Raw genomic sequence first — 23848 nt, 5'->3', positions numbered from 1 at the left:
TTATGACGATTAAAGTTGGAATTAACGGTTTGGGTCGTATTGGTCGTTTGGCGCTACGCGTAGCATGGGAAAACCCTGAGTTAGAGGTTGTTCAGGTGAATGATCCGGGCGCTGATGCAGCTACCTTTGCGCACTTACTGAATTTTGACTCGGTGCATGGTCGTTGGAGTTATGAAGCTGAAGGTCTGGATAATGCGATTCAAATTGGCGCTGAACGTATCGCTTTCACTCAGCATAAAACCATTACTGAAAACGACTGGAGTGGCTGCGACGTAGTTCTGGAAGCATCGGGTAAGATGAAAACCATGAAGGTTCTGAACGACTACCTGGCACAGGGGGTTAAACGTGTGGTGGTATCGGCTCCGGTCAAAGAGCCCGGCGCTTTGAACATTGTTATAGGTGTGAATGACCACCTTTATGATCCTGAGAAACACCAGATAGTCACCGCAGCGTCCTGCACCACCAACTGTCTGGCACCTGTGGTTAAAGTCCTGCAGGACAAAATTGGTATTAAGCACGCGTCTATTACTACCATTCACGATTTAACCAACACGCAGACCATACTGGATGCGCCACACAAAGACTTACGGCGTGCCCGCGCCTGCGGCATGAGCTTAATTCCGACTTCTACTGGCTCGGCAACGGCTATTGTGGAAATTTTCCCGGAACTGAAAGACAAAATTGACGGGCATGCAGTACGTGTACCTTTAGCTAATGCGTCTTTAACCGACTGCGTGTTCGAAGTAGAAAAAGCCACTTCAGTTGAAGAAATTAATGGCTGGATGAAAGAAGCTTCTGAAGGCGAACTCAAAGACATTCTGGGCTATGAAGAGCGTCCGTTAGTGTCTATAGATTACAAAACTGACCCTCGCTCAAGCATTGTGGATGCGCTGTCCACCAAAGTCATTAACGGCACGCACGTGAAAATCTATGCCTGGTACGACAATGAATGGGGTTACGCTAACCGCGCTGCCGAACTGGTTGCTAAGGTCGGCTAATGTTGAGTCAGCTGTCGCCGGCGATACGTCAATACTTAATTGTTACGGGTAACTACTGGGCCTTTACGCTGACTGACGGCGCGCTGCGCATGCTGGTGGTGCTGCACTTCCATCAGTTGGGTTACAGTGCGCTGGAAGTGGCCATGTTGTTCCTGTTTTACGAGTTTTTCGGTGTGGTTACCAACCTGTTTGGTGGTTGGTTGGGGGCTCGCTGGGGGCTCAATCGCACCATGAACATTGGGCTCGGCATACAAATTGTGGCACTCGCCATGCTGCTGGTACCAAGTTCTATGCTCACCGTCATTTGGGTGATGGCGGCTCAGGCGCTGTCTGGCATTGCCAAAGATCTCAATAAAATGAGCGCCAAAAGCACCATTAAGCTACTGGTGCCTGACGACAAGCAGGGGCAGCTATACAAATGGGTCGCGATACTAACGGGCTCAAAAAACACCTTAAAAGGCGTTGGCTTTTTCCTGGGTGGCTTGTTGCTAACGTTAATTGGCTTTCAGGGAGCAGTGCTGGCTATGGCGGTTATGCTGAGTCTGGTTTGGGTAGGTAGTTTAGTCTTCCTGAAAAAGGAGTCGGGCAAGGCCAAGTTCAAACCTAAGTTTAAGGACATTTTATCTAAAAGCCGGCCTATCAATATATTATCGGGCGCGCGCTTTTTACTTTTTGGCGCCCGCGACGTCTGGTTTGTGGTGGCCTTACCGGTGTTCTTAGCCAGCCAGCTAGACTGGAACCACTGGCAGGTGGGCAGCTTTTTGGCCTTGTGGGTTATTGGCTACGGCTTTGTACAAAGCATTGCCCCTAAATTCACAAAAAGTGGCAATGACGTCCCCAAAACGCAGTCGATTGTCTGGAATGCGCTACTGACGCTGAGTCCACTAGCGCTTGCTCTGGCACTTTGGCAGCACTTGCCGGTTGCCCAAAGTATTATCATTGGTTTAGGGCTGTTCGGGATTCTGTTTGCCATTAATTCGTCGCTGCACAGTTACCTTATTGTCTCCTACTCACGCGCCGACGGCGTATCGCTGGACGTTGGCTTTTACTACATGGCCAATGCCGCCGGGCGACTATTAGGCACCATTTTATCGGGTTGGGTGTATCAGCAGTGGGGGCTGGTTGCTTGTTTAGTGATATCAACGCTGTTATTGCTATTATCCACTGCTGCAATTAGCTTTTTACCCCAGCGGGAGCAGCATCGCGTCTGATATGTCAGGCTACGCCGATGTGGAAATCACTTGTAGTTGGCACATTTTATGCTAAAATTCGCGCTCTTTTTTTGACCAGCCTCAAACCATAAGGAGCCACCTACGTGCTGACGCGTATTACGCCACCCTAGCCGTCACTTCCCTGTCACAGGTGCGCAGTAGGCTGTTCACTGCTTTTCTGGCCATTCCGGCCGCTTTATGTTTGCTATTAAAATTTGGTGTCATTTAACTATGTTGAAGTCTATCCAGCAGAACTGGTTTTCTAATATACGTGGTGATTTGCTCTCAGGTATTGTCGTTGCTCTAGCGCTCATTCCTGAAGCTATCGCATTCTCTATTATCGCCGGTGTTGATCCGAAAATAGGCTTGTACGCTTCTTTCTGTATTGCCGTTGTTATCGCTTTTACGGGTGGCCGCCCGGGTATGATATCTGCCGCAACCGGCGCTATGGCCCTGCTAATGGTCACCCTGGTCAAAGATCACGGGCTTGAGTACCTGCTAGCCGCAACCCTGTTGACCGGCGTATTGCAAATAATTGCAGGCTACCTCAAACTTGGGGAGCTGATGCGCTTTGTTTCGCGCTCGGTGGTCACGGGCTTTGTTAATGCCCTGGCTATTCTAATTTTTATGGCGCAACTGCCGGAATTAACCAACGTAACCTGGCATGTTTACGCGATGACAGCCGCTGGCTTAGCCATTATTTACGGCTTCCCTTATGTTCCGGTAATCGGGAGAATACTGCCCTCTCCGCTGGTTTGTATCGTTTCCTTAACCATTGTCGCCGTCTTCTTAGGCCTGGATATTCGTACGGTTGGCGATATGGGTGACCTACCCGATACGTTGCCAATATTTCTTTGGCCAGACGTTCCGTTAAACTTTGAAACCTTAGCCATTATCTTCCCATACTCGGCAGCACTTGCGGTTGTTGGTATTCTGGAATCATTAATGACCGCGACTATCGTTGATGACTTAACCGACACTTCCAGCGATAAGAACCGCGAATGCAAAGGCCAGGGCATTGCCAATATCGGTTCCGGCTTGCTAGGAGGTATGGCTGGCTGCGCTATGATTGGGCAATCTATCATTAACGTAAAGTCAGGTGGCCGCACACGCCTGTCAACTCTGGTGGCTGGTATCTTCTTGCTGGTTATGGTTTTGGTTCTGGATAAACTGCTGGTACAAATTCCTATGGCGGCGCTTGTTGCCGTCATGATCATGGTGTCTATTGGTACCTTCAGCTGGAGCTCCATTAAGAACTTAAAGAAGCATCCACTGTCCACCAATATTGTTATGGTCACCACCGTTGCCGTTGTTGTTGCCACACACAACCTGGCTTATGGTGTACTAGTCGGGGTACTTCTCGCAGCCATGTTCTTTGCGAACAAAATCGGGCATTATCTGTACATTAAGTCAGACATCGATAACGATGGTATTAAGCGCACATACCGAGTCATCGGACAGGTGTTTTTCAGTTCGTCTGAGAAGTTTCTTGGCGCATTTGACTTCAAAGAAGGGGTTGAACAAGTGGTCATCGACTTAAGTCAGGCCCACTTCTGGGATATCACCGCCGTTGATGCGCTTGACCGCGCCGTAGTGAAGTTCCGCCGTGAAGGTGCGGAAGTTGAAGTCATTGGCCTGAACGAAGCCAGTGCCACTATCGTTGACCGCTTCGGCGTCCATGATAAACCCGACGCTGTCGATAAATTAATGGGTGGTCACTAATGGAAAAGGATTTAACAATGAAACACGTCGTTGCTTGTATCGATGGCTCTGCGTCAACACTGTCCGTCTGTGATTATGCCAGTTGGGCAGCGTTACGCTTAGAAACCCCCTTAACACTTTTTCATGTTCTGGATGAAGCTCGTTACCCAACAGAGCCGGATATGACCGGCAATATTGGCTTAGGTAGCCGGGAAACCTTACTTGAACAATTAGCCGAACTTGATCAACAACGCAGCAAATTGGCCCTGGAACAAGGCCACCATATGCTGGAAAGCGCGAAAAAACGCGCTCTGCAAGATGGCGTCAAAGACGTTAACTTACGCCAGCGACACGGCGACTTAGCTGATTCTTTGCATGAAATTGAAGATTCCATGCGGCTGCTGGTGATGGGTCTTCATGGCGAAGACACCACCCGCACGAGCCGTGTAGGCAGTCAAATTGAAACCGTTGTGCGAACCATGCACAGACCGATTCTAGTCGCGCCAGAAGAGTTTACAGAACCGAAAAGTGTCATGCTGGCATTTGATGGCAGCGACTCTTCTCGCAAAGGCATCCGTTTATTAGCCGAAAGCCCTATTTTCAGAGGCTTGCCACTGCATTTGGTTATGGTGGGCGCCGATACCAACGACAGCCGCGCCTCTATTGAGGCTGCAGCAAACCATCTCAATGAATTGGGCCATAACGTGCGCTTTGAAATACGTTCCGGCGAAGTTGAGCCAGCACTTCATGCTTATCAGCAAGAACACAATATCGATTTGCTGGTGATGGGTGCTTACGGTCATTCCCGTATTCGTCAGTTTTTAGTTGGCAGTACCACAACCAGTTTATTGCAAACGACCAATTCCGCTTTATTACTATTGCGTTAATCACAGATATGATGATTTCAAGGAAAATACTATGACCCCAGACTGGGAAGAGTTTGATCTTGATGACCGCTTAATTGCGGTCCTGCGGGATGCCGAACTAAACAAACCAGCAAAAGTACAGCAACAAAGTATTCCCGCCGCTCTTGATGGCCGCGACTTACTTATCAGTGCGCCAACAGGAACGGGTAAGACGTTAGCGTTTCTGTTACCGGCACTACAGCATTTGCTGGATTTCCCACGTCAACAACCCGGCCCGGCTCGCATTCTGATTCTGGCTCCAACTCGCGAGCTGGCTGAACAGATTCACCAACAGGCGCAGCAGTTCGAGGGTAAAACCGGATTGTCGTCAGTTGTGGTCACCGGCGGTATTAACTACGGTTCGCAACTGTCTCTGCTGGAAAAAACACACGATATTCTGGTCGCCACACCCGGCCGCCTGATGGACTTACTGGAAGCGGAACAATACAACCTGGAAGGCATCGAATGGCTGATTATTGATGAGGCCGACCGCATGCTGGATATGGGCTTTGCGGCCACGGTAAAAGAAATGGCTCTGCAGGCACGGCACCGCCAGCAGTCACTGTTATTGTCGGCGACACTGAACAGCTCTGGCGTTATTAAGTTTTCCCGCGAGCTACTGACGGAACCAGAGTACATTGACGTGCAACCGCCCAAACGTGAGCGCGGCAAGATTCTCCAGTGGGTACACTTAGCCGATACCGATGAGCATAAACGCCAGCTTTTAATGAGCACGCTTAAAGAGCATCCGGGTCGACAATTTGTGTTCGTCAGAACACGTGAGCGTGTGGAGCTCATTGCCAACTTTTTGCGCAGTCAGTTTGGTACCGGACGCAAAATTGTCACCCTGCGTGGCGACATGCCACAAAGTGATCGTCAACGCATCATGAACGAGCTAAAACAGACCACCGATATCACTTTGGTGGCGACTGATATTGCAGCAAGAGGGCTGGATGTCGATGATATTACCGTCGTGGTTAACTACGACTTACCAAAACAAGCCGATGTTTATCTGCATCGGATTGGCCGTACCGCCCGAGGCGGACAAAAAGGTATCGCCATTTCATTAGTGGAGGCTCACGACGCCTTACTACTGGGACGCGTTGAGCGTTATTTAGATGCCAAACTCGACAGAAGAACCATTGAAGGTCTAAAACCTCAGTATAAGTTTCCGTCGACCGAAAAGTCCCGATCGAAGAAAAAAGACAAGAAGAAAAAAGATAAAAAGAAAAAGTCGCGTTAACGCGACTTTTTTCTTAAGTACTTTTCTCTCAAGTGATGCAGGACAAAGTAAGCAATGACACCACTGGCGTCCGCCAACCAATCATAAACATCAGCGCCGCGCCCCGGCGCGTATGCCTGAGCCAATTCAATCATTAAGCCGTAGCAGGCTAAAAACAAGAGCGATAACTTAGCCGACAGTGCGAAGGCTCGGTGAAACATCAAAGCCAAAACAAAGAAAATGCCAAAATGAACCAGCTTGTCTAAGTACGGAATGCTTTGAGCTCCGGTACTTGGAAACTGCCATAAAAATAAAAACGTGGCTATCGACAAAACAACAAAAAACAGGACTCTCGCCAGCATAGTTTACATCTCTTTAAATTAAGGCTTATAAACCGATACGTTGTTATAGCCATTTTCGTGCAACAACAACGCCTGCATCCGGCTCATAATACCCTGATCACAATACAACAAATATTCACGGCTTTGATCCAGTTCAGCAAATTGAGTGGCTAATTTAAAAAATGGAATTTCAATAACCTCTACTTCTACCGACAAAGGCGCTGCTTCAATTTCGTCATCATTCCGAATATCTATGATGGTCGTATGACTTTTGAGTTCCCTTGTGGTTTCGGGTAATGCCAGTTCTTCATCGGTTTGCGTGGCAATATCCTGCATACTGAGCACGTTAGACGCCTGCACCACTTGATTAAGCAAGTCCGGATTAAGCTTTGCTTCCTCCGCTTCAATGACTTCTGGAATGGCTTTCACCGTTGGTTTATTAGAAATAACCCCACAGTATTCAGGAATCGACTTTGCCAAAGGCTCGGTACCAATGCGTTTCGCTTCATCCACTATTTCTTGTTTGTCTTTGGTTATTAGCGGCCGTAAAACTAACGCTGAGGTTGCCTGATCAATGACCCGTAAATTTGACAGCGTCTGGCTGGATACTTGCCCCATAGCTTCACCGGTGACCAACGCCTGCGCTTTTACATACCGAGCGACTTTATCCGCAGCCCGCAGCATCTGACGTTTTAGCACCACGCCCATTTGACCGTTATCCACGTTTGTCAGAATATCGTCAACAATAGGGGCAAAATCAACACTGATAAACTTAATAGGATGCGACGCGCTGTAACGCTTCCACAAATAATAGGCTATTTGACGCACGGCCACTTCATGGGCATCACCGCCCAAGTTGAAAAAACAGAAATGCGTCCGCGCGCCGCGACGGATAAACTCATAAGTGGCCACGCCGGAATCAAAACCGCCGCTTAGTAGTGACAATACGGTTTCCTGAGTCGGAATAGGAAAACCGCCCAAGCCTGTAATACGTTCACCGACTAGATGAACGATCTTATTGGTAATTTGAAGTGCAATGTCCTCATCGGGCTTTGATAGATTGACTGACGCATCTGGAACGCGCTGCAATAAATAACCGCCAACATATTGCTCAAGCTGTTGAGAAGTGAAATCGTGATGACCTTTGCGCTTCACTCGCATTGCAAAGCTTTTCCCCGGCAGGCGTGTTAGCCAATGCTCACCCACTAACTCTGCAATCGCATCAAAGTCAGTTAAAGGCTGCTCAATAACCTCGGCAAACCACGAGATACCCGGCGTATTCTGCAAGACTTCTTTGATCTCATTGCGTACTTGAGAGTCATCACCAGCAGCGGAAACCTCAATGCGGTCCCACAGCCACTTCACATACACTGAGTCATCAACCGGAGCCAAAATCTTTCGCAGGTTATTGGTTAATACTTTCCCGTACCGCTTACGGACAGAGCGGCTTTTAATGGTAATTTCGGCGTGCAGGCGAACAACAAACTTCATAGCAAAATCGTCAAGTCTTTAGGAAAGTGGGCAATTATACGTGTCCTGCCCGACAGAAACCAGCGATCAGTCGATAACGTCGACTGGATCCGATTCTGCTGCTTTACCCTGCATCACCGATATTTCGACGCGGCGGTTTCGTTTGCGGTTCTCTTCTGAGTTATTCGGTACCAATGGCTTGGTATCTGAATAGCCCATAACCACCAGTCGATCTTCGCTAAAGTCTTCAACTTTGAGCATTTCTTCTGCAACAGCAACCGCGCGCTTGCTGGAGAGATCCCAACGTGATGAGTAAATCTCTGAAACCAGACGTTCGTTATCGCTATGCCCGGAAATGGTCACTTCGCCTGGAATATCTTTCAGTGCACCAGCAACTTGTTGAATAATCGGCCGGAATTGTGGCTGTAAAAATGCCGAACCTTCAGGGAAAGACCCCTGTTCACGTATACGGATGATAATTTGCTGACCATGCTGTTCCAGCTCTATGGTTCCGGCTTTAATTTCATTCTCGAGCTGCTGCTCAATACGACGCATAAGCTCTTTAGACACCTGAGTTATGGCTTCGGTGTTTTCGGATTCTGCCTCTTTTTGATCTTCTGTGCTGTCAGCTTCCTGACCACCACGTTCGGTTTGCTGTCCTCCGGCAAAATCAGACTCCCCTTCCTGAAACTCCAGCATTTGCTGAGTCATCTCGACCGTTTGTTGCTGGATGGTTTCAATGGGGGTGGGTTCCGGACGGCCAGGACGAAATTCCTGAGCAATGACACTGGTTCCTTTAGGAATGTCTTTCACTTCAATTTTATTCTGTACGCCCAAGGCGTACTTCATTGAGCCGGCAATTTGCTTAAACTTGAGTACATCCATTTCGGAGAAAGCCAGCAACAGCACGAAGAAGCACATGAGCAAGGTCATGAGATCGGCAAAAGTCGCCATCCACATAGGCAAGCCGGCTGGCGGGCAGTTGCAATCCTCTTCTTCTTCGTCTCTGACTTTCTCTGAGGCCATGACTACTCGTCCTCATCCTCATTACCAATACGCTTAGATTCAGCCAGGTAATTACGCAAAATACCTTCAATGACACGAGGGTTTTGACCATCCTGAATACCTAAGATTGCATCCAGTATCAGTTGTTGGTTCAGCTTTTCTTGCTCTGCACGCAATAGCAACTTATTCGCAATAGGAATGGCAATAACGTTCGCCAGGAACGCACCATAAAGCGTGGTTAACAACGCAACGGCCATAGCCGGACCGATGGCTTTTGGATCGTCCATGTTGGAGAGCATGGCGACCAAACCAATCAAGGTACCAATCATACCCATGGCCGGTGCAACGTCACTGAGTATTTTAAAGACGCGGGCACCTTCTTCGTGGCGGGAAAAGCTCATTTTTATGTCTTTCGACAAAGTCTGACGGACAACCTCAGCATCGTGGCCGTCAACCAGCATGTCGACGCCTTTACGAAAAAACTTATTCGGAATTTCCGCCTCTTCCAGTGCCAGAAAGCCGCCTTTACGAGCAGCGTCAGCCATTTCAACCGCGGTATCGATAAGCTCTTGTGGGTGTTCAATTTTAAAGAAAAATGCCTTAACGACCACTTTCCCTGTACCCAGAAATTGGCTCAAAGAAAAGTTAGCTAAGGTAATAAATAATGAACCACCGAATACGATAAAGAACGAGCGAGTATCCAAAAACAGCCCTATGTCCCCACCCAGGATCATAGCTACAACGACAAAGCCGATGGCGCCGATAATTCCTATGAGCGTTGCTATATCCACTCAGCTTTCCTCCCCGATTTGCGTTTTCGCTTATGCTGCTGTGCTCATTCTTAAACAATAGCGCCGCTCTGACAAGCGACATCTGATCATCTTACACAGGAATAATGAGATCATCGGCTGACATTCGGGATTCTTTATCGGATAATTAACTTTCATTCTTGTAGCAATGCGGCTCAAAACAGATTTTAAGGCAGACTCAGCTATGGCAGAAGAACAGAAGCAGCAATCCTTTGAACAAGCGCTGGAGCAGTTAGAGCAACTGGTTAATGAACTTGAGCAAGGCGATTTGCCCTTAGAGCAATCCCTGAAAAAGTTTGAGCAGGCGATTCAACTTTCACGCTCCAGCCAACAGCAACTGCAGCAGGCTGAACAAAAAGTCACCACCTTGCTGGCCGAGCAACAACAGCCGGACAATGAAGAAAGCGATGGAGAACTGATGTGACGATTGATTCGTTAACAGCAGCAACGCGAAAACAAGTCGACACGTTTTTACAGCAAAAGCTTGAACACCTGACGTTAAATAAACGCTTAAATCAGGCAATGCAGCACGGTGTATTGCTCGGAGGAAAGCGCATTCGCCCCTATCTGGTCATGACCATTGCCGATATCTGCGCTGCCAACGAAACCGACGCCATACGTGCGGCAGCTGCCATTGAGCTAATACACGCTTACTCATTAATTCATGACGACTTACCGGCCATGGACGACGATGATTTACGTCGCGGTCAGCCAACTTGCCACATTGCGTACGATGAGGCGACAGCTATTCTCGCCGGTGATGCACTGCAAACACTGGCCTTTGACATACTGACCGAAGGCAGCATGCAAGGCTTATCGGCAGAGCGTCAACTGCAAGTCGTCAATGTACTGGCCAAAGCAAGTGGCGCTCAGGGTATGTGTGCGGGTCAGGCAATCGACTTACAAGCCACCGCTAAAACCGTTACGGAAAGTGCGCTGGAGCAAATGCACTTGAGTAAAACGGGCGCACTCATAACCGCAGCGGCCAGCATGGGCGTTTTATGTGGCAGCAACGATGCGCAGCAATGGTTACAAAAGTTCGAGCAATTTGCCCGATACCTGGGGCTGGCATTTCAAGTGCAGGATGATATTCTTGATGTGACAGGTAACACCGAAGCGCTGGGCAAACCTCAGGGCTCAGATACCGCGTCTGAAAAATCAACTTACGTGCGTTTGTTAGGTATTGAAGGTGCTCAACAGCGCTTACAAAACTTACACGATAAAGCACTACAGTCATTAAGCGATATCCCTTACAATACCGACATACTCAAACAATTCTCCGACTTGCTGTTAAAGCGGGACCACTAACTGAATGACTCAACAATACCCGTTACTCGATAAAATTAACTCTCCCGCTGACTTGCGCCGCTTACCGCGAACGCAATTACCCGAATTGTGTGCCGAAATTCGTCAGTTTTTGCTGACATCTGTCAGCCAGAGCAGCGGGCACCTTGCGTCCGGTTTAGGTACGGTTGAATTAACAGTCGCACTGCATTACATCTACCACACACCTGAAGACAAACTGGTTTGGGATGTTGGCCATCAGGCTTATCCGCATAAAATACTGACTGGACGTAAACAGCAGTTACACACTATTCGCCAAAAAGACGGTTTGCACCCTTTTCCATGGCGGGAAGAAAGCGAATACGATGTTCTGTCGGTGGGGCATTCAAGTACGTCGATTTCAGCGGCTTTAGGCCTGGCTGTAGCCGCACAGCGCCAAAGTCTGCAGCAAAAAGTTGTGTCCATTATTGGCGACGGAGCCATGACCGCCGGTATGGCGTTCGAAGCGATGAACCATGCCGGTGACATAAAACCGGATATGTTGGTGGTATTAAACGACAACGATATGTCGATTTCAGAAAACGTCGGCGCCTTGAATCATCATTTTGCGCGCCTGTTATCCGGGCGTTTTTATACCTCATTACGCGAGGGCAGTAAAAAGCTGCTCAGCCCCCTGCCCCATATTCGGCATTTTGCCAGCCGTGCTGAAGAGCACATGAAAGGCATGATGGCACCGGGCACTATTTTTGAAGAGCTGGGATTCAATTACATAGGTCCTATCGATGGTCACGATGTCGATACCCTGGTGGATACCTTATCGAATATGCGCGACTTAAAAGGTCCGCAGTTACTGCACATTGTTACTCAAAAAGGCAAAGGTTATAAACCAGCCGAGAAAGACCCGATTGGTTATCACGGGGTGCCTAAATTTGACCCGGCAGAGTCCAGTTTACCGAAGAAAGCGGCCGGCGTTCCCAGCTACTCTGAAATTTTCGGCCAATGGCTGTGTGATACCGCAAGTGGCGACCCGTCGCTAATGGCAGTAACTCCGGCAATGCGTGAGGGCTCAGGTATGGTTGAGTTTTCGCAACGCTTTCCGCAACAGTATTTTGATGTGGCTATTGCCGAGCAACATAGCGTGACCTATGCCGCCGGTTTAGCCATTGCAGGAATGAAACCTGTCGTAGCCATTTATTCCACCTTTTTACAGCGCGGATACGACCAGCTGATTCATGATGTCGCGTTGCAAAACCTTGATGTCTTATTTGCGATTGACCGCGCTGGTGTTGTCGGTGCCGACGGGCCGACCCACCAGGGAGCTTTCGATTTGAGTTACCTGCGTTGCATACCCAATATGCTGGTCATGGCGCCCAGCAATGAGCAAGAATGTCTGGATATGCTAACCACAGGTTACCAGTATAAAGGCCCGGCAGCCGTGCGTTACCCTCGTGGAGCAGGCATTGGCCTTGAGGTTCGTCAGGGCAAAGCCATCGATATCGGCAAATCAAAAACCATCCATCAGGGTAAGGATATTGCATTCCTTAACTTTGGTGCGTTGTTACCGGAAGTCGAAAAAGCGGCTTCAGCATTTAATGCCACCGTCATTGATATGCGTTTTGTTAAACCTCTGGATACCGCGTGTCTGGACCAATTAATGAAAGACCACTCAGTATTCGTTACGGTAGAAGAAAACGTCACAGCGGGCGGCGCAGGCAGCGCAGTTAGCGAATACGTCGTTAGGCAGGCTAGTAATCCTCAGGTATTAACTCTCGGGTTACCAGATGAGTTTGTTAAGCACGGATCGCAAGGAGAAGTGCGAGCGGAGCTGGGGCTTGATGTCGCTGGAATTGAACGCCAGGTAAATGACTTTATTAAGAAAGGCTAGAACACCGACGCTGTCAGGTTGGCTTTAACTCACCAAGCCTGACAGCCACCAGCCTAAATGCAGTAGTACAGCTGAAAAAATACCAGCGAATACATCATCCATCATAATACCGCTTCCGCCGTGTAGCTTCTTATCTGCCCAACCAATAGGGCCCGGCTTCCAGATGTCAAAAATGCGAAATAAGATGAAGGCAGCTAACAACCAAACAGGTTCCACAGGTAGCGCAAACATGGCAACAGCATAACCAACAATTTCATCCCAAACGATAGCGGGATGATCATGCTCTCCCATCGCTTTCGCGGTGTACTGGCATATCCAGATACCAGCCAGGGTCATAACAACCAAGGCCAGCAGATACTCCCACCAACTAAGAGACGCTAATAAAAAGACAAGGGGAATACCGACCAGTGTTCCAAAGGTACCCGGAGCTTTCGGCGCTAAGCCTGAACCAAAGCCCAGAGCCAGCCAATGAACAGGATTAAACCAGGATAACTTAGATTGAGGCATAGACGGGCGGCTCCTTAGCTTTCTTCCTGACTCATGTCACTGTGCGAAAAGTGATTAAAGCTTTGGTAGCCATCCGCAAGAGACCATTCATCGCCATGATAGCGAAGCTGAATATCGCCGTGGCCACCGTTGGCAACACGACCAATACAGACCGGGCGAGTTTTAAGATGTGATGTTAACGTTTCCATTCGCCCCCGATGCTCTTCCGGCAAAGTGAAGCACAGCTCGTAATCGTCGCCAGCCGTTAAAGCCAGCGCGAGTGCATCGTCAACATTGAGTGTTTCAGTTAAGGCGAGTGATAATGGCAGCTTCTCTAATTCGAGTTGTGCTGCCGCACCCGCTTCTTTCATCAGGTGCCCTAAGTCCGCCAGCAAGCCGTCAGAAACATCGATGCAGGAACTTGCAACGCCCCGCAAGCTTTGCCCTAAAGCGACTCTGGGAGTGGGATAATGCAAACGTTCAATCACTTGCTGCAAATGGCGGCCTGTTGTACTGACTTTGTCCTGGGTCACTTGTAGGCCAAGCCCTGCATCGCCTAACGAGCCACTGACATAAATCCAGTCGCCGGCTTTGGCTCCTGAACGCGGTATCGCTGTTCCTTCAGGCAGTTGACCATGCGCGGTAATGGTAATTGTCAGCGGGCCTTTGGTGGTATCACCACCAATAAGCTGGCAATCGTAGTAGCTGCAAATTTCATCTAACCCGCTACTAAACTCTTTCAGCCAGTCTTCATCTATTTGCGGCAGAGTCAGTGCCAGACTGACCCAACAAGGCTGAGCTCCCATTGCCGCCAAGTCACTTAAGTTTACCGCAACACTTTTATGACCGACTGAGCGCGGTGGTGTCGTTTTATCAAAATGAACACCCTCAACCAGGGTATCCGTCACAATAACCAGGTCATGCTCAGGGATTGGTCGCACGACCGCTCCGTCGTCTCCGATGCCCATAGCAACATCGCCCCGTTTTGCGGAGCGATGAGCGAAGTATTCATTAATGAGCGAAAATTCATCGCGGGGCATAAATTACTGCCTGGTTGGCCGGAAAGTATCGACTGCTTTATCAAGTACGCCATTAACGAAACGATGACTGTCATCCGCACCGAAAGACTTGGCAAGCTCTATCGCTTCGTTGATAGCCACCTTATAGGGAACATCAACTCGCTCTCGCAGCTCGTAAGCAGACAGTCTCAGAACCGCCAGTTCAATAGGATCAAGCTCTTTAATGGGTCGATCTAAAAACGGTTCTAAAGCGTCGTCCAGTGTCCGGTAATGCCCGCCAACACCACGAACCAACTCTAGAAAGTAGTCAACATCCACTTTACTGGTGTCATTGTCCGTTAAAAATTGCGCCTCAATCTCGCTAAAGCTATTTTGCGATAACTGCCATGAGTAAATTGCTTGCACGGCCAGCTTACGGGCCTTTCTTCTTGCTGCGGGTTTCATTTGCTGTATCTCAGAGTTGTTTCAGTACATTAACCATTTCAAGCGCACTTAGTGCAGCTTCCGAGCCTTTATTACCAGCTTTAGAGCCGCTACGCTCAATGGCTTGTTCCAGCGTGTCAGTAGTAATAACACCAAATGCCACTGGCAAATCAAATTCTGTCGCCACGCGACCTAAACCACTGTTACATTCACCGGCAACAAACTCAAAATGTGGCGTTCCACCACGAATGACGGCACCGACAGCAATAATTGCATCGTATTTACCAGAACTGGCAAGGCGTCTAGCCGTTACCGGCATTTCATAAGCACCGGGAACACGCACAACCGTGATGTCCTCATCGGCTACCTCACCATAGTGTTTGAGCGTTTGCACAGCACCATCTAATAAGCTCTCTACCATAAAATGGTTAAAACGAGAGACGATAATGGCAAATTTTTTACCAGCTCCGTTTATTCCGCCTTCAATTACCTGCATGAGTTTTCCTTATTAACCGTTCGTTAATTGCGCGCGATGATAGCACAATACGGGACTATTTGCGTGAAATTGCGTAGGAGAAATACTTTTCTTTGGCATCCAAGTCACGGCCCAGCGACCGCGCGCTGCTACTTTCCAACAGCTGTAACGCTGTCTCGTTATTTTCGGATACGGGGAACAACACCTGACGCCAGGGCCAGCTCGCTTCTAACCAGTCGGTTAATAAGGCAAAAAAATCGTTATGCAAATTGTCGTTAACGGCGGACTCGAGCAACCACCAACTGACTTCTGCATTATACGAGCTGCGGGGAATACCGCTTTTCTCTTCCCGGCTGGCCGCTACCGGAACCATGTAAACGGCACCGATGATGGACTCGTCTTGTTTATCGATTACTAAATAAGTAAAAGCCGTGTGCTCATTGGCTTGCTCAAGATGATAATTGACCATGGTTTCATTCTGTTCCATAGTGCTTTTTTCCGAGGGCCACGCCCAGCCGAGGCGATCATAAAGCCACTTCTGCGAGGTCATATAACTATGAAAAAAACGAGCCTTATCTGAAGCCTTGATTGGACGAATAATTAAGCTATTACCTTCAGCATATTCAGGTAATACCCAATCTTCTTGCCAAAAATCTGCGGCCGTAGCCGAATATGAAAACGGCAGAATAACGAGCAGAAAACAGCACCGGAGAAGAGTTCTCAACACGCTTCTCCCCGCTTGCCCTCAGCATGCTCAAAGTAAGACTTTACTCTGGCCAATTCTTTCTCAATTTCATCACCAATCATCAGTGCCGGACCGATATCAATCGCTTTACGCGCATAATCAAACACTATCGGCACAACCGGTACTCTCGCTTGTTTCGCCATGTGCAAGAAACCTTTTTTCCATTCATGTACGCGTTTTCTGGTTCCTTCCGGCGTTATCACCAGGATCAATTCATCTTTTTCTCTGAACTCTTTTACCATATTGCCGACCACGCCATTGGCGCTGCTTCTGTCGATAGGAATTCCACCCAATTTCGTCAGCAAGCCTTTTAACGGAAAGCGAAACAGACTGCTCTTGGCTAAATAGTTTAGCTTTAACCCCATGGCCAGCATGACGCAAGCGCCAACCGGGAAGTCCCAGTTAGAGGTATGAGGGGCAACGGGGAGAATGGCTTTTCTTACATCAGGCATTTCACCATTAATTTTCCAGCCGCCCAGAACGCGCATACCCAGTCGGCCTACCCAACGCAGGAAGCGATTATGGCTAACCGGAAACTCGCCTTTTACAAATTCAGGAATGACTTGTTTATCGTTCATAAAGTTACTGCAACGCTCGTCTTATTTCACGCAACTTCTTTTTTACACGCTGAATATTCTCAGGTCCCATACGCATTAATTGCTTTTGTGCTGCAGGCAAGGATTCATAGGAATCATCTGCGAAAGTATACATGACGCTATCGTCTTCTACCTGAACCAAGCCGTCTGGTACCGGTGTTTCCAGGACAGTCTCAATAGCTTCTAACAAGGTACTATCGAAATCAGACTCTGGATACCCAATTTCTGCATAAGCTTCCTGTATTAACGGCTTAAATAGCTCATAGTTTTCAACTAATGCTTCAGGCTGTAAACTGACGAACCAGTCGACTAACGCATCGTACCGACGATAGCTGCTTTCATCGATATAAAGCTCACCGTCTACTTCTAAAACGCTAAATCGACCATCAGGGCGTTGAACGATTGTCCGCTCACGCACAATGCTGCCATTACTGATATTGTCCATTAGAACCACCGCGTCCCGAATAAGCTGAGAGCTTTTCAACGGACGAATATTGACGTCAGTTGAATCCAGGTTCTGCAATACCGTTGGCGTACTGCTATCCAGCTCAGGTAAGGCAACCGGTTCAGGCTCTGGCTCAGTAGTTTCAGGTTCTGGTGCGGGTTCTGGCTCTTCCGTAATCGGTTCCGGATCAATTTCAGGCTCAGGTTCTACTGCTTCTCCATAGCCTTCAACCTCTACTTCGGAAGACTGTTGCTGATCAACCTCTACGGTTTCAGTCTGCTGCTTTTTGTCATCTGAAGCCGGTAACCACCACCATACGATAGCGGCAATAACGGCCAACACAATCAGCGTAACCACGACCCAAGTCGTTTTACGACTGGCTTCTTCAGTTGCCGGTGATGTTTCAACCCGATCGTCACTCATTGTGCGCTCCTCTATTTTTGCTCAGCGCGACAGAAAACCAGCTCTTTGTCGCTCGACATTGCTTCGTTGAAGCAGTAGCCATTTGCATCAAACTCTTTTAGATCAGACACGGATTGTGGCTTTTGGTTCACGATAAATCGCGCCATAAGTCCTCGGGCTTTCTTCGCGTAAAAGCTAATGACTTTGTATTGGCCATTCTTTTCATCTTTAAATACTGGAGTCACAATATCCGCATTCAGCATTTTAGGCTTAACCGCTGAGAAATACTCATTAGAGGCTAAATTAACTAATGTTGTGCTTCCCAGCTCAGCTAAGTCATCGTTTAACACCTTTGTGATGGTATCGCCCCAGTATTCATATAAGTTTTTGCCTTCTGGGTTCTCCAACTTAGACCCCATTTCCAGCCGGTACGGCTGCATCAGATCCAGTGGTCTTAAAACACCATAAAGGCCGGAAAGAATGCGTAACTGTTTCTGGGCCGTATCAATGGCGTCCTGACTCAGGCTCGCCGCATCTAACCCCGTATAAACGTCACCATTAAATGCAAACATAGCCGGACGTGCATTTTCTTCGTTAAAAGGCCGCTGCCATTCTTCAAAGCGTGCCGCATTCAGTCCTGCCAGTTTGTCACTAATTTTCATTAGCGACCCCAGTTGCTGCGGACTCAGTTCGCGGCAGACTTTGACCAACTCCTCAGCATTATCCAGCAAGCGCGGCTGGCTAACACTGAGTTTTGCCAAGTCACTTTCGTAATCCAGGTTTTTAGCAGGTGAAACAACGGCCAACATGTCTAATACACTCCATTCAAATGATACGGCATACCCCTATTACTGCAGAGGATCTTGATCCGCGCCTTCTTTTTCCACTTCTGGTGGCATCAAGTCTTCACGGCTGACACCAAATGCCAGAGCAACGGTACTGGCGATATAAATGGATGAATAAGTACCAATAACCACACCAAATAATAACGCCGTAGCAAACCCATGAATCAATGGTCCGCCGAGGAAGAACAAAGTTAATAACACCAATATGGTTGTTAATGAGGTGACTAATGTCCGGCTCAGAGTATCTGTTAACGCGCGGTTAACCGTCTGAATCGGCGTCAACTTAGAGAACTTACGGAAGGTTTCCCTAATTCGGTCACAAACCACCACCGTATCGTTAATTGAGTAACCGATAACGGCTAGCAACGCTGCCAGTACCGTTAAGTCAAACTCAAGTCCGAGTATGGAGAACAACCCTAAAGTCAGAATAACGTCGTGCGCCAAAGCTGAGACCGCGCCGACAGCCAACCGCCACTCAAAACGCATCGCAATGTAGAGCAAAATACAGATTAAAGCGGTTAGCATAGCCAATCCGCCCTGCTCAATAAATTCGTCACCCACATTCGGGCCAACGAATTCAATACGACGCATTTCCACCGTTTGCTCAAATGCGCTGCGCAACGAGCTTAGGATGTCGGTACCCAACTGCTCCGCTTTCACCCCTTCACGCGGCTCCAGACGAATAAGGATATCTTCCTGCGTACCGTAGTTCTGAACAACAGCATCGCCGAAGCCGTTTTGATCGAGAGCTCCCCGAACGCGGTTTAAATCTGCGGCTTTCTCAAAACCAACTTCAAGTAACGTTCCGCCGGTAAAATCAAGCCCAAAATTCAGCTTATTAACCGACAATGAAACGATGGAAGCAACCACCAGTAACGCACTGATGATGCCCATAATTCCACGAAAACGCATAAAGGGAAGTCGTTCATTCGTTTTAATAATCTCTTGCATGGCTCCCCCTAAATAGGCAGTTTAGACAGCTTCTTGCCGCCCCAAACTGAGTTAACAATGGCTCGGGTTCCGACTATCGCAGTAAACATGGATGTGATAATCCCGATAGCAAGAGTGATGGCGAAGCCTTTAATCGGCCCGTTACCAATAGCGAACAATATCAGCGCCGCAATCAAGGTTGTAACGTTGGCATCGGCAATGGTCGATAACGCGCTGTCATAGCCATGATGAATGGCTTGTTGAGGGCTGCGCTTGGCTTTAATTTCCTCACGTATGCGCTCAAAAATCAGCACGTTCGCATCTACCGCCATACCCACCGTTAGTACAATACCCGCCATACCCGGCAAGGTCAGAGTGGCTCCCGGTATCATCGACATGACGCCAATAATAAGAATCAGGTTGGCTGCCAAAGCGCAGTTTGCAACGATTCCGAACTTTTTGTAGTACACCACCATAAACGCCAGTACTAATATGAAGCCCCAGAAAATAGCCTGAGTACCAGAGTCAATGTTTTGCTGACCCAAACTTGGGCCGACCGTACGTTCTTCGACAATTTGTATGGGGGCAATCAAGGCACCAGCACGTAGCAACAATGCAAGATTTTGCGCTTCGTTAGCGCCAACACCGGTAATACGGAAACTGCCACCTAACCGCGACTGAATGGTCGCCACGTTGATAACTTCGGCATTCTTGGTAAATTGCAGATTACCTTCAGCATCACGTTCATCTGTGGCTTTATACTCAATAAAGACCGTTGCCATAGGCTGACCAACATGGTCTTTGGTCGCCATCGACATTTTATTGCCGCCAACGCCATCCAGTGTAATGTTTACCTGGGGGCGATTGTATTCATCGTAACCGACACCAGCGTTAACAATGTGGTCACCGGTTAAAATGACGTCTTCTTTAAGCAACTGCTGAGGTCCGTCACGCATTGGTAATAGTTCGCTACCAAAAGGTACACGACCATTTTGCGCATCACGCACATCGTTTTCGGAGTCGACCATACGGAACTCCAGCGTTGCTGTAGCACCTAAAATCTCTTTTGCCCGGGCCGTATCCTGCACACCCGGCAGCTCAACCACGATGCGATTAGCGCCCTGACGTTGAATAAGGGGTTCAGCAACACCCAGCTCATTCACCCGGTTACGCATAATAGTAATATTCTGAGATACAGCGTAATCACGTGTTTCAGCAAGCTTCTGATCCGTCATCTGCAACTGCAGCAACTGATTTTCGTCGTCTTCTACTAGAGTGTAACCTTGATAACGGCCATCTAAGTAGCTGGCAGCCGCTGCGTAAGCTTCTTCATTACGAAGCTCAACTTCCACGGTTGTATCATTAACGCGCACAGCACTGTACCGGATTCGCTCTTCGCGCAGTTCAGTACGTATCGTGTCTTTCATACCATCGACAATTTTACGGACAGCCTCGTCCATATCGATTTCCATTAAGAAGTGCACACCGCCACGCAGGTCAAGCCCCAGCTTCATTGGCTGAGCGCCAACACTTTTCAACCATCCCGGCGTCGCAGGCGCAAGGTTTAGCGCAACGATATAATCGTCACCTAAACTTTCCAGGATAGTTTCCCGGGCTTTTAACTGTTCATCATCGGAATTAAGGCGAACCAGTAACTGTTCTTCTTCTAACGCGATACTTTTTGCTTGTATGTCAGCGTTTTCCAGACTGCTTTTTACGCGATCCATGGTGCTGGTATCGATGGTCGCATTTCGGTTTGCGGAAACTTGAACTGCCGGGTCTTCACCGTAAATATTTGGCAGCGCATAAAGCGCTGCCATTAAAACGACAAAAATAACCAGCAGGTTTTTCCACAACGGGTATTTATTTAACACGTCGTGCCCCTGTTTCTAATGTCAGAGATTAGAGAGACTTCATTGTTCCTTTAGGAAGAACGGAAGTCACAGAACCTTTCTGGATGGTTACTTCCAGCTCATCGGTTAAAGCAATAACAAGAAAATCCTGCTCATCGCTTACTTTCGTGATTTTACCGACCAAACCACCTTGAGTCAGCACTTCATCGCCTTTACTCAACGCACCCATCAATTCTTTATGTTGCTTAACACGCTTTGCTTGTGGACGATAAATCATGAAATAAAAGATTAAGGCAAACATCACCAGCATGAAAATCAGTTCCATGCCACCGCCACTTTGGCCACCTGCGTCTTGCGCATAGGCTGAGCTAATAAAAAAGTCCATAAAATTCCCTCAGTTAAATTAAATTTATTATTAATCTTTGAACAACCATCTCACGATATGGGGACAGTTACTCCAAAATACAATTCAATTTTAATAAGCCCGTTATACTATCAGAAAGTTTAACCGCACTCAGTATTATCAAATATCATAGCCTAAACTTTTTAGTCGGCGTCTTAAGCCTATCTGCGACACCTGTAAGTCCCACATCATTCTTTCCGTATCGGAGCGATTTAGTTCATAGCTTTCTTTAATTTCATCTTCAGATAAATCTTGCGCTGTGCGCACGCCTTCAAAACGCTGAATCAGTTGATAGACCGATGCCCGGGAAATTCCCAGCTTCTTTGCTGTTGCCTGCAATTCAAATCGACAGCTGCGCAAGGTTTCTAACAACTCATTACGGCTGACACTATTCGGCTTGCGTTGAACCCCGGGTTCTTCCTCCCAATGGCCGTTCGCTGCGCCAGGCTTCAGCATAGACAATAGCTGCGGATCAAGATGCAACTGTTCCTGTTCGCGGCTATCAATAACCACCTGTCGAGCGACATTTCGTAACTGACGCACATTACCTGGCCAATGAAAAGTCAACAACTGACTCATGAGTTCACCAGGAATTTTAACATCATGAACACGACCACTATAAAGTTTTTGCCATTGTTCTCGCACAAAATAGTCAAATAACAAGCCGATATCCTCCCGGCGTTCTGTCAGCGGAGGAATAAATAGCTGATAAGCCGATAACTTTTCAATCAACATCGACAAAATGGAATTCTCTTCAATGCCGGCCGGATCGTGATGACTGGTCAGCATGATACGACAATTAATAGGCAGTGCTTCGTCGGTACCGACCGGAACCACCGATTGGCTTTGAAGAATGGTATAAAGTAAGCGATGCACACTCACTGATGCATCTTCTATGTCTTCCAATACAATTGTGCCGCCATTGGCCTGTTCAAAATAACCCGGCTGTCGAGTTTCATTACGGGCACTGCCAAATAATTCAACCTCAGCCACGGCGTCATGAATTGCTGCAAGATTGACGCTGACAAAAGGCCGGCTCTTACCGTTGCTGGCTTGGTGGATAGCATAAGCGGCTTGCTGTTTCCCAACACCAGCAGCCCCTCTTATCATGACCGGCAACGTCATCCCGGCAAGCTGCTCCACACGATGTCTAATTGCCCTGATGTCAGCACTGATACCAAACAACACATCATTATCATCGACTGCCGAGTCATGCAGCGGTAATAACTTCAAAAGTAGAACGACGCGGTGATTTAAGCCAATGACAACACCATTATCCAGCTCCTTTTCTTGCACAATGTATTCATCCTGCACACCCCGCCCCGCAATCGTTACCGTGGTTTTAGTACTATGAGCTTTGAGCCTGATTCGACCGCCTGGCTCTCGCTGGAAAATAATGGGGGAACGGCTAATAAATTCGTCAAGCAAGGCTCTGCCGACATTGCCATTTTTAGCAAATTCCGGCTTCACCCGGCTCAAATAATCATTGCCCTGATTATGCAAATCCATTAATGCGGCACGTTCACCAATCCGTGTTCTGTCCGGGTGCGTTGCAATAACTAACATGGGTACCCGCTGGTAACTATTGACGAGTTCATCAACCGCGTGTTTTGTCGTGTATTGAGTTGCGCTCATTCTCGCTAATCCTTAGCCCAACAGCCTCTCTGAAGTTGGCGCCATGATAAAATTATGAATGGCAAATAGCCAATCAATTTGTGCTGGGAATCAATAAAGGTTAATGACAAACTAAGTTATACCATTGCTACATTTTGATTACTCATGGAATTGATATTTTACTGGACTGATCATGCTGGTGTCGCGGTTTTTGCGATAGCTGGTACGTTATTAGCGTTTCGTAAGAAAATGGATGGTTTTGGCGTACTAGTTTTAGCATCAGCAACAGCTATTGGCGGTGGCACAACGCGCGATCTCATTCTCGGTTTACCGGTTTTCTGGACCCACGACCCAAATTACCTGTACACCATTATTATCGCTGCCCTGCTGACCATTATTTGGTTAAGGTTTCGAGCTTATATTCCCATGGCCACTTTGATGGTTGCAGACGCCTTTGGGCTCGCTTTTTTCGCCACCATGGGCGCAGAAAAAACCTTATCTGCCGGGTTTTCGCCTTTCATTGCCATCATTATGGGAACCATATCGGCCTGTTTTGGCGGCATGCTGCGTGACGTTCTGGCACGTGATATACCCATGGTTTTAAAAAGTGAACTCTATGCCACCACCTGTATAGTAGGTGCTACGGTTTATGTGGTGCTTGTGCCCTACCAACCTCTGATTGCATTAGCTGCTGGCATGGCATCGACTCTCCTCATTCGTCTCGGAGCAATAAAGTATAACTGGTCACTCACTGTCTTCCGTGACCATCAGGATCACTAGC

General features: G+C 48.0%; 25 protein-coding genes. 9 read left to right on the top strand and 16 right to left on the bottom strand.

Translation table 11 applies throughout. The features are described from left to right. Window positions 1–2 precede the first annotated feature (2 nt). From CWI78_RS09330 to srmB, 5 genes are all read left to right on the top strand, one after another. Window positions 3–998 carry an ArsJ-associated glyceraldehyde-3-phosphate dehydrogenase gene (locus tag CWI78_RS09330; RefSeq protein WP_126782469.1) on the top strand — a complete coding sequence of 332 codons (996 nt, stop codon included), beginning with the start codon at window positions 3–5 and terminating at the stop codon, window positions 996–998. Further along, on the top strand, window positions 998–2209 hold the full coding sequence (gene arsJ / locus CWI78_RS09325) for an organoarsenical effux MFS transporter ArsJ (protein WP_126782467.1): 1212 nt from the start codon (window positions 998–1000) through the stop codon (window positions 2207–2209). Before CWI78_RS09330 ends, arsJ begins: the two co-directional genes overlap by 1 nt. 231 nt (window positions 2210–2440) lie before the next feature. Next, window positions 2441–3931, top strand: coding sequence for a SulP family inorganic anion transporter (locus CWI78_RS09320; protein WP_126782465.1), 1491 nt, complete (start codon window positions 2441–2443; stop codon window positions 3929–3931). Between the two features lie 17 nt (window positions 3932–3948). Beyond that, window positions 3949–4797, top strand: coding sequence for a universal stress protein (locus CWI78_RS09315; RefSeq protein ID WP_126782464.1), 849 nt, complete (start codon window positions 3949–3951; stop codon window positions 4795–4797). A 31-nt stretch (window positions 4798–4828) separates the two neighbouring features. After that, a complete protein-coding gene (gene srmB / locus CWI78_RS09310; protein ID WP_126782462.1) occupies window positions 4829–6058 on the top strand; it encodes an ATP-dependent RNA helicase SrmB in 1230 nt (409 codons plus the stop codon). Here srmB and CWI78_RS09305 read toward each other — a convergent pair. The 4 genes from CWI78_RS09305 to pomA all read right to left on the bottom strand — a co-directional run bounded on the left by CWI78_RS09305 (window position 6055) and on the right by pomA (window position 9644). Continuing rightward, on the bottom strand, window positions 6055–6399 hold the full coding sequence (locus CWI78_RS09305) for a VanZ family protein (RefSeq protein WP_126782460.1): 345 nt from the start codon (window positions 6397–6399) through the stop codon (window positions 6055–6057). The genes srmB and CWI78_RS09305 overlap by 4 nt on opposite strands. Window positions 6400–6417: 18 nt before the next feature. Continuing rightward, complete coding sequence (gene thiI / locus CWI78_RS09300; protein ID WP_126782458.1) at window positions 6418–7869, bottom strand: tRNA uracil 4-sulfurtransferase ThiI; 1452 nt, start codon at window positions 7867–7869, stop codon at window positions 6418–6420. 66 nt (window positions 7870–7935) lie between these two features. Beyond that, window positions 7936–8874 (bottom strand): flagellar motor protein MotB, encoded by a 939-nt coding sequence (locus CWI78_RS09295; protein WP_126782456.1) that lies wholly within the window; start codon window positions 8872–8874, stop codon window positions 7936–7938. A 2-nt stretch (window positions 8875–8876) separates the two neighbouring features. Further along, the gene (gene pomA, locus CWI78_RS09290) at window positions 8877–9644 is read right to left on the bottom strand and encodes a flagellar motor protein PomA (protein ID WP_126782454.1); all 768 of its coding nucleotides are present in this window, start codon (window positions 9642–9644) and stop codon (window positions 8877–8879) included. 202 nt (window positions 9645–9846) lie between these two features. On the opposite strand from pomA, the gene CWI78_RS09285 reads away from it, so the two are divergent. Genes CWI78_RS09285 through dxs form a run of 3 tightly spaced genes read left to right on the top strand, consistent with a single transcriptional unit; the run spans window position 9847 to window position 12831 of the window. Further along, on the top strand, window positions 9847–10086 hold the full coding sequence (locus CWI78_RS09285; RefSeq protein WP_126782452.1) for an exodeoxyribonuclease VII small subunit: 240 nt from the start codon (window positions 9847–9849) through the stop codon (window positions 10084–10086). Then, on the top strand, window positions 10083–10970 hold the full coding sequence (locus tag CWI78_RS09280; RefSeq protein WP_126782450.1) for a polyprenyl synthetase family protein: 888 nt from the start codon (window positions 10083–10085) through the stop codon (window positions 10968–10970). The genes CWI78_RS09285 and CWI78_RS09280 overlap by 4 nt, the downstream gene beginning before the upstream one ends. Window positions 10971–10974: 4 nt before the next feature. Next, complete coding sequence (gene dxs, locus CWI78_RS09275) at window positions 10975–12831, top strand: 1-deoxy-D-xylulose-5-phosphate synthase (protein ID WP_126782448.1); 1857 nt, start codon at window positions 10975–10977, stop codon at window positions 12829–12831. A gap of 24 nt (window positions 12832–12855) precedes the next feature. Here dxs and CWI78_RS09270 read toward each other — a convergent pair whose 3' ends face one another. The 12 genes from CWI78_RS09270 to CWI78_RS09215 form a co-directional block, all read right to left on the bottom strand. Further along, a complete protein-coding gene (locus tag CWI78_RS09270) occupies window positions 12856–13338 on the bottom strand; it encodes a phosphatidylglycerophosphatase A family protein (RefSeq protein WP_126782446.1) in 483 nt (160 codons plus the stop codon). A 14-nt stretch (window positions 13339–13352) separates the two neighbouring features. Further along, a complete protein-coding gene (thiL, locus tag CWI78_RS09265; RefSeq protein WP_126782444.1) occupies window positions 13353–14357 on the bottom strand; it encodes a thiamine-phosphate kinase in 1005 nt (334 codons plus the stop codon). Between the two features lie 3 nt (window positions 14358–14360). Further along, window positions 14361–14780, bottom strand: a complete 420-nt coding sequence (nusB, locus tag CWI78_RS09260) for a transcription antitermination factor NusB (RefSeq protein WP_126782443.1) — start codon at window positions 14778–14780, stop codon at window positions 14361–14363. A 10-nt stretch (window positions 14781–14790) separates the two neighbouring features. Beyond that, window positions 14791–15255 (bottom strand): 6,7-dimethyl-8-ribityllumazine synthase, encoded by a 465-nt coding sequence (ribH, locus tag CWI78_RS09255; RefSeq protein ID WP_126782441.1) that lies wholly within the window; start codon window positions 15253–15255, stop codon window positions 14791–14793. A gap of 55 nt (window positions 15256–15310) precedes the next feature. Beyond that, window positions 15311–15961, bottom strand: coding sequence for a GNAT family N-acetyltransferase (locus tag CWI78_RS09250; protein WP_276567882.1), 651 nt, complete (start codon window positions 15959–15961; stop codon window positions 15311–15313). Then, on the bottom strand, window positions 15955–16557 hold the full coding sequence (locus CWI78_RS09245) for a 1-acyl-sn-glycerol-3-phosphate acyltransferase (protein WP_126782437.1): 603 nt from the start codon (window positions 16555–16557) through the stop codon (window positions 15955–15957). The genes CWI78_RS09250 and CWI78_RS09245 overlap by 7 nt, the downstream gene beginning before the upstream one ends. 4 nt (window positions 16558–16561) lie before the next feature. Next, the gene (locus tag CWI78_RS09240; RefSeq protein ID WP_126782435.1) at window positions 16562–17443 is read right to left on the bottom strand and encodes a DUF3014 domain-containing protein; all 882 of its coding nucleotides are present in this window, start codon (window positions 17441–17443) and stop codon (window positions 16562–16564) included. An 11-nt stretch (window positions 17444–17454) separates the two neighbouring features. Beyond that, window positions 17455–18231, bottom strand: a complete 777-nt coding sequence (gene yaaA, locus CWI78_RS09235; RefSeq protein WP_126782433.1) for a peroxide stress protein YaaA — start codon at window positions 18229–18231, stop codon at window positions 17455–17457. A 39-nt stretch (window positions 18232–18270) separates the two neighbouring features. Further along, window positions 18271–19218, bottom strand: coding sequence for a protein translocase subunit SecF (gene secF / locus CWI78_RS09230; protein WP_126782431.1), 948 nt, complete (start codon window positions 19216–19218; stop codon window positions 18271–18273). A gap of 8 nt (window positions 19219–19226) precedes the next feature. Further along, window positions 19227–21071 carry a protein translocase subunit SecD gene (secD, locus tag CWI78_RS09225; protein ID WP_126782429.1) on the bottom strand — a complete coding sequence of 615 codons (1845 nt, stop codon included), beginning with the start codon at window positions 21069–21071 and terminating at the stop codon, window positions 19227–19229. A gap of 28 nt (window positions 21072–21099) precedes the next feature. Next, entirely contained in the window at window positions 21100–21435 is a 336-nt protein-coding gene (yajC, locus tag CWI78_RS09220) for a preprotein translocase subunit YajC (protein ID WP_126782427.1), read from the bottom strand. Window positions 21436–21573: 138 nt separating this feature from the next. Further along, window positions 21574–23088: a sigma-54-dependent transcriptional regulator gene (locus CWI78_RS09215; RefSeq protein WP_126782426.1), complete on the bottom strand. Its 1515-nt coding sequence runs from the start codon at window positions 23086–23088 to the stop codon at window positions 21574–21576. A 144-nt stretch (window positions 23089–23232) separates the two neighbouring features. Between CWI78_RS09215 and CWI78_RS09210 the strand changes: the two genes are divergently transcribed. Next, window positions 23233–23847, top strand: a complete 615-nt coding sequence (locus CWI78_RS09210; protein ID WP_126782424.1) for a trimeric intracellular cation channel family protein — start codon at window positions 23233–23235, stop codon at window positions 23845–23847. Window position 23848: the final 1 nt, after the last annotated feature.

This window comes from Idiomarina ramblicola (assembly GCF_003987255.1).
In the GTDB taxonomy this organism is placed as follows: Bacteria; Pseudomonadota; Gammaproteobacteria; order Enterobacterales; family Alteromonadaceae; genus Idiomarina; species Idiomarina ramblicola.
The sequence above is the reverse complement of the archived record's forward strand: the minus strand, read 5'-3'. Positions and strand labels throughout refer to the sequence as shown.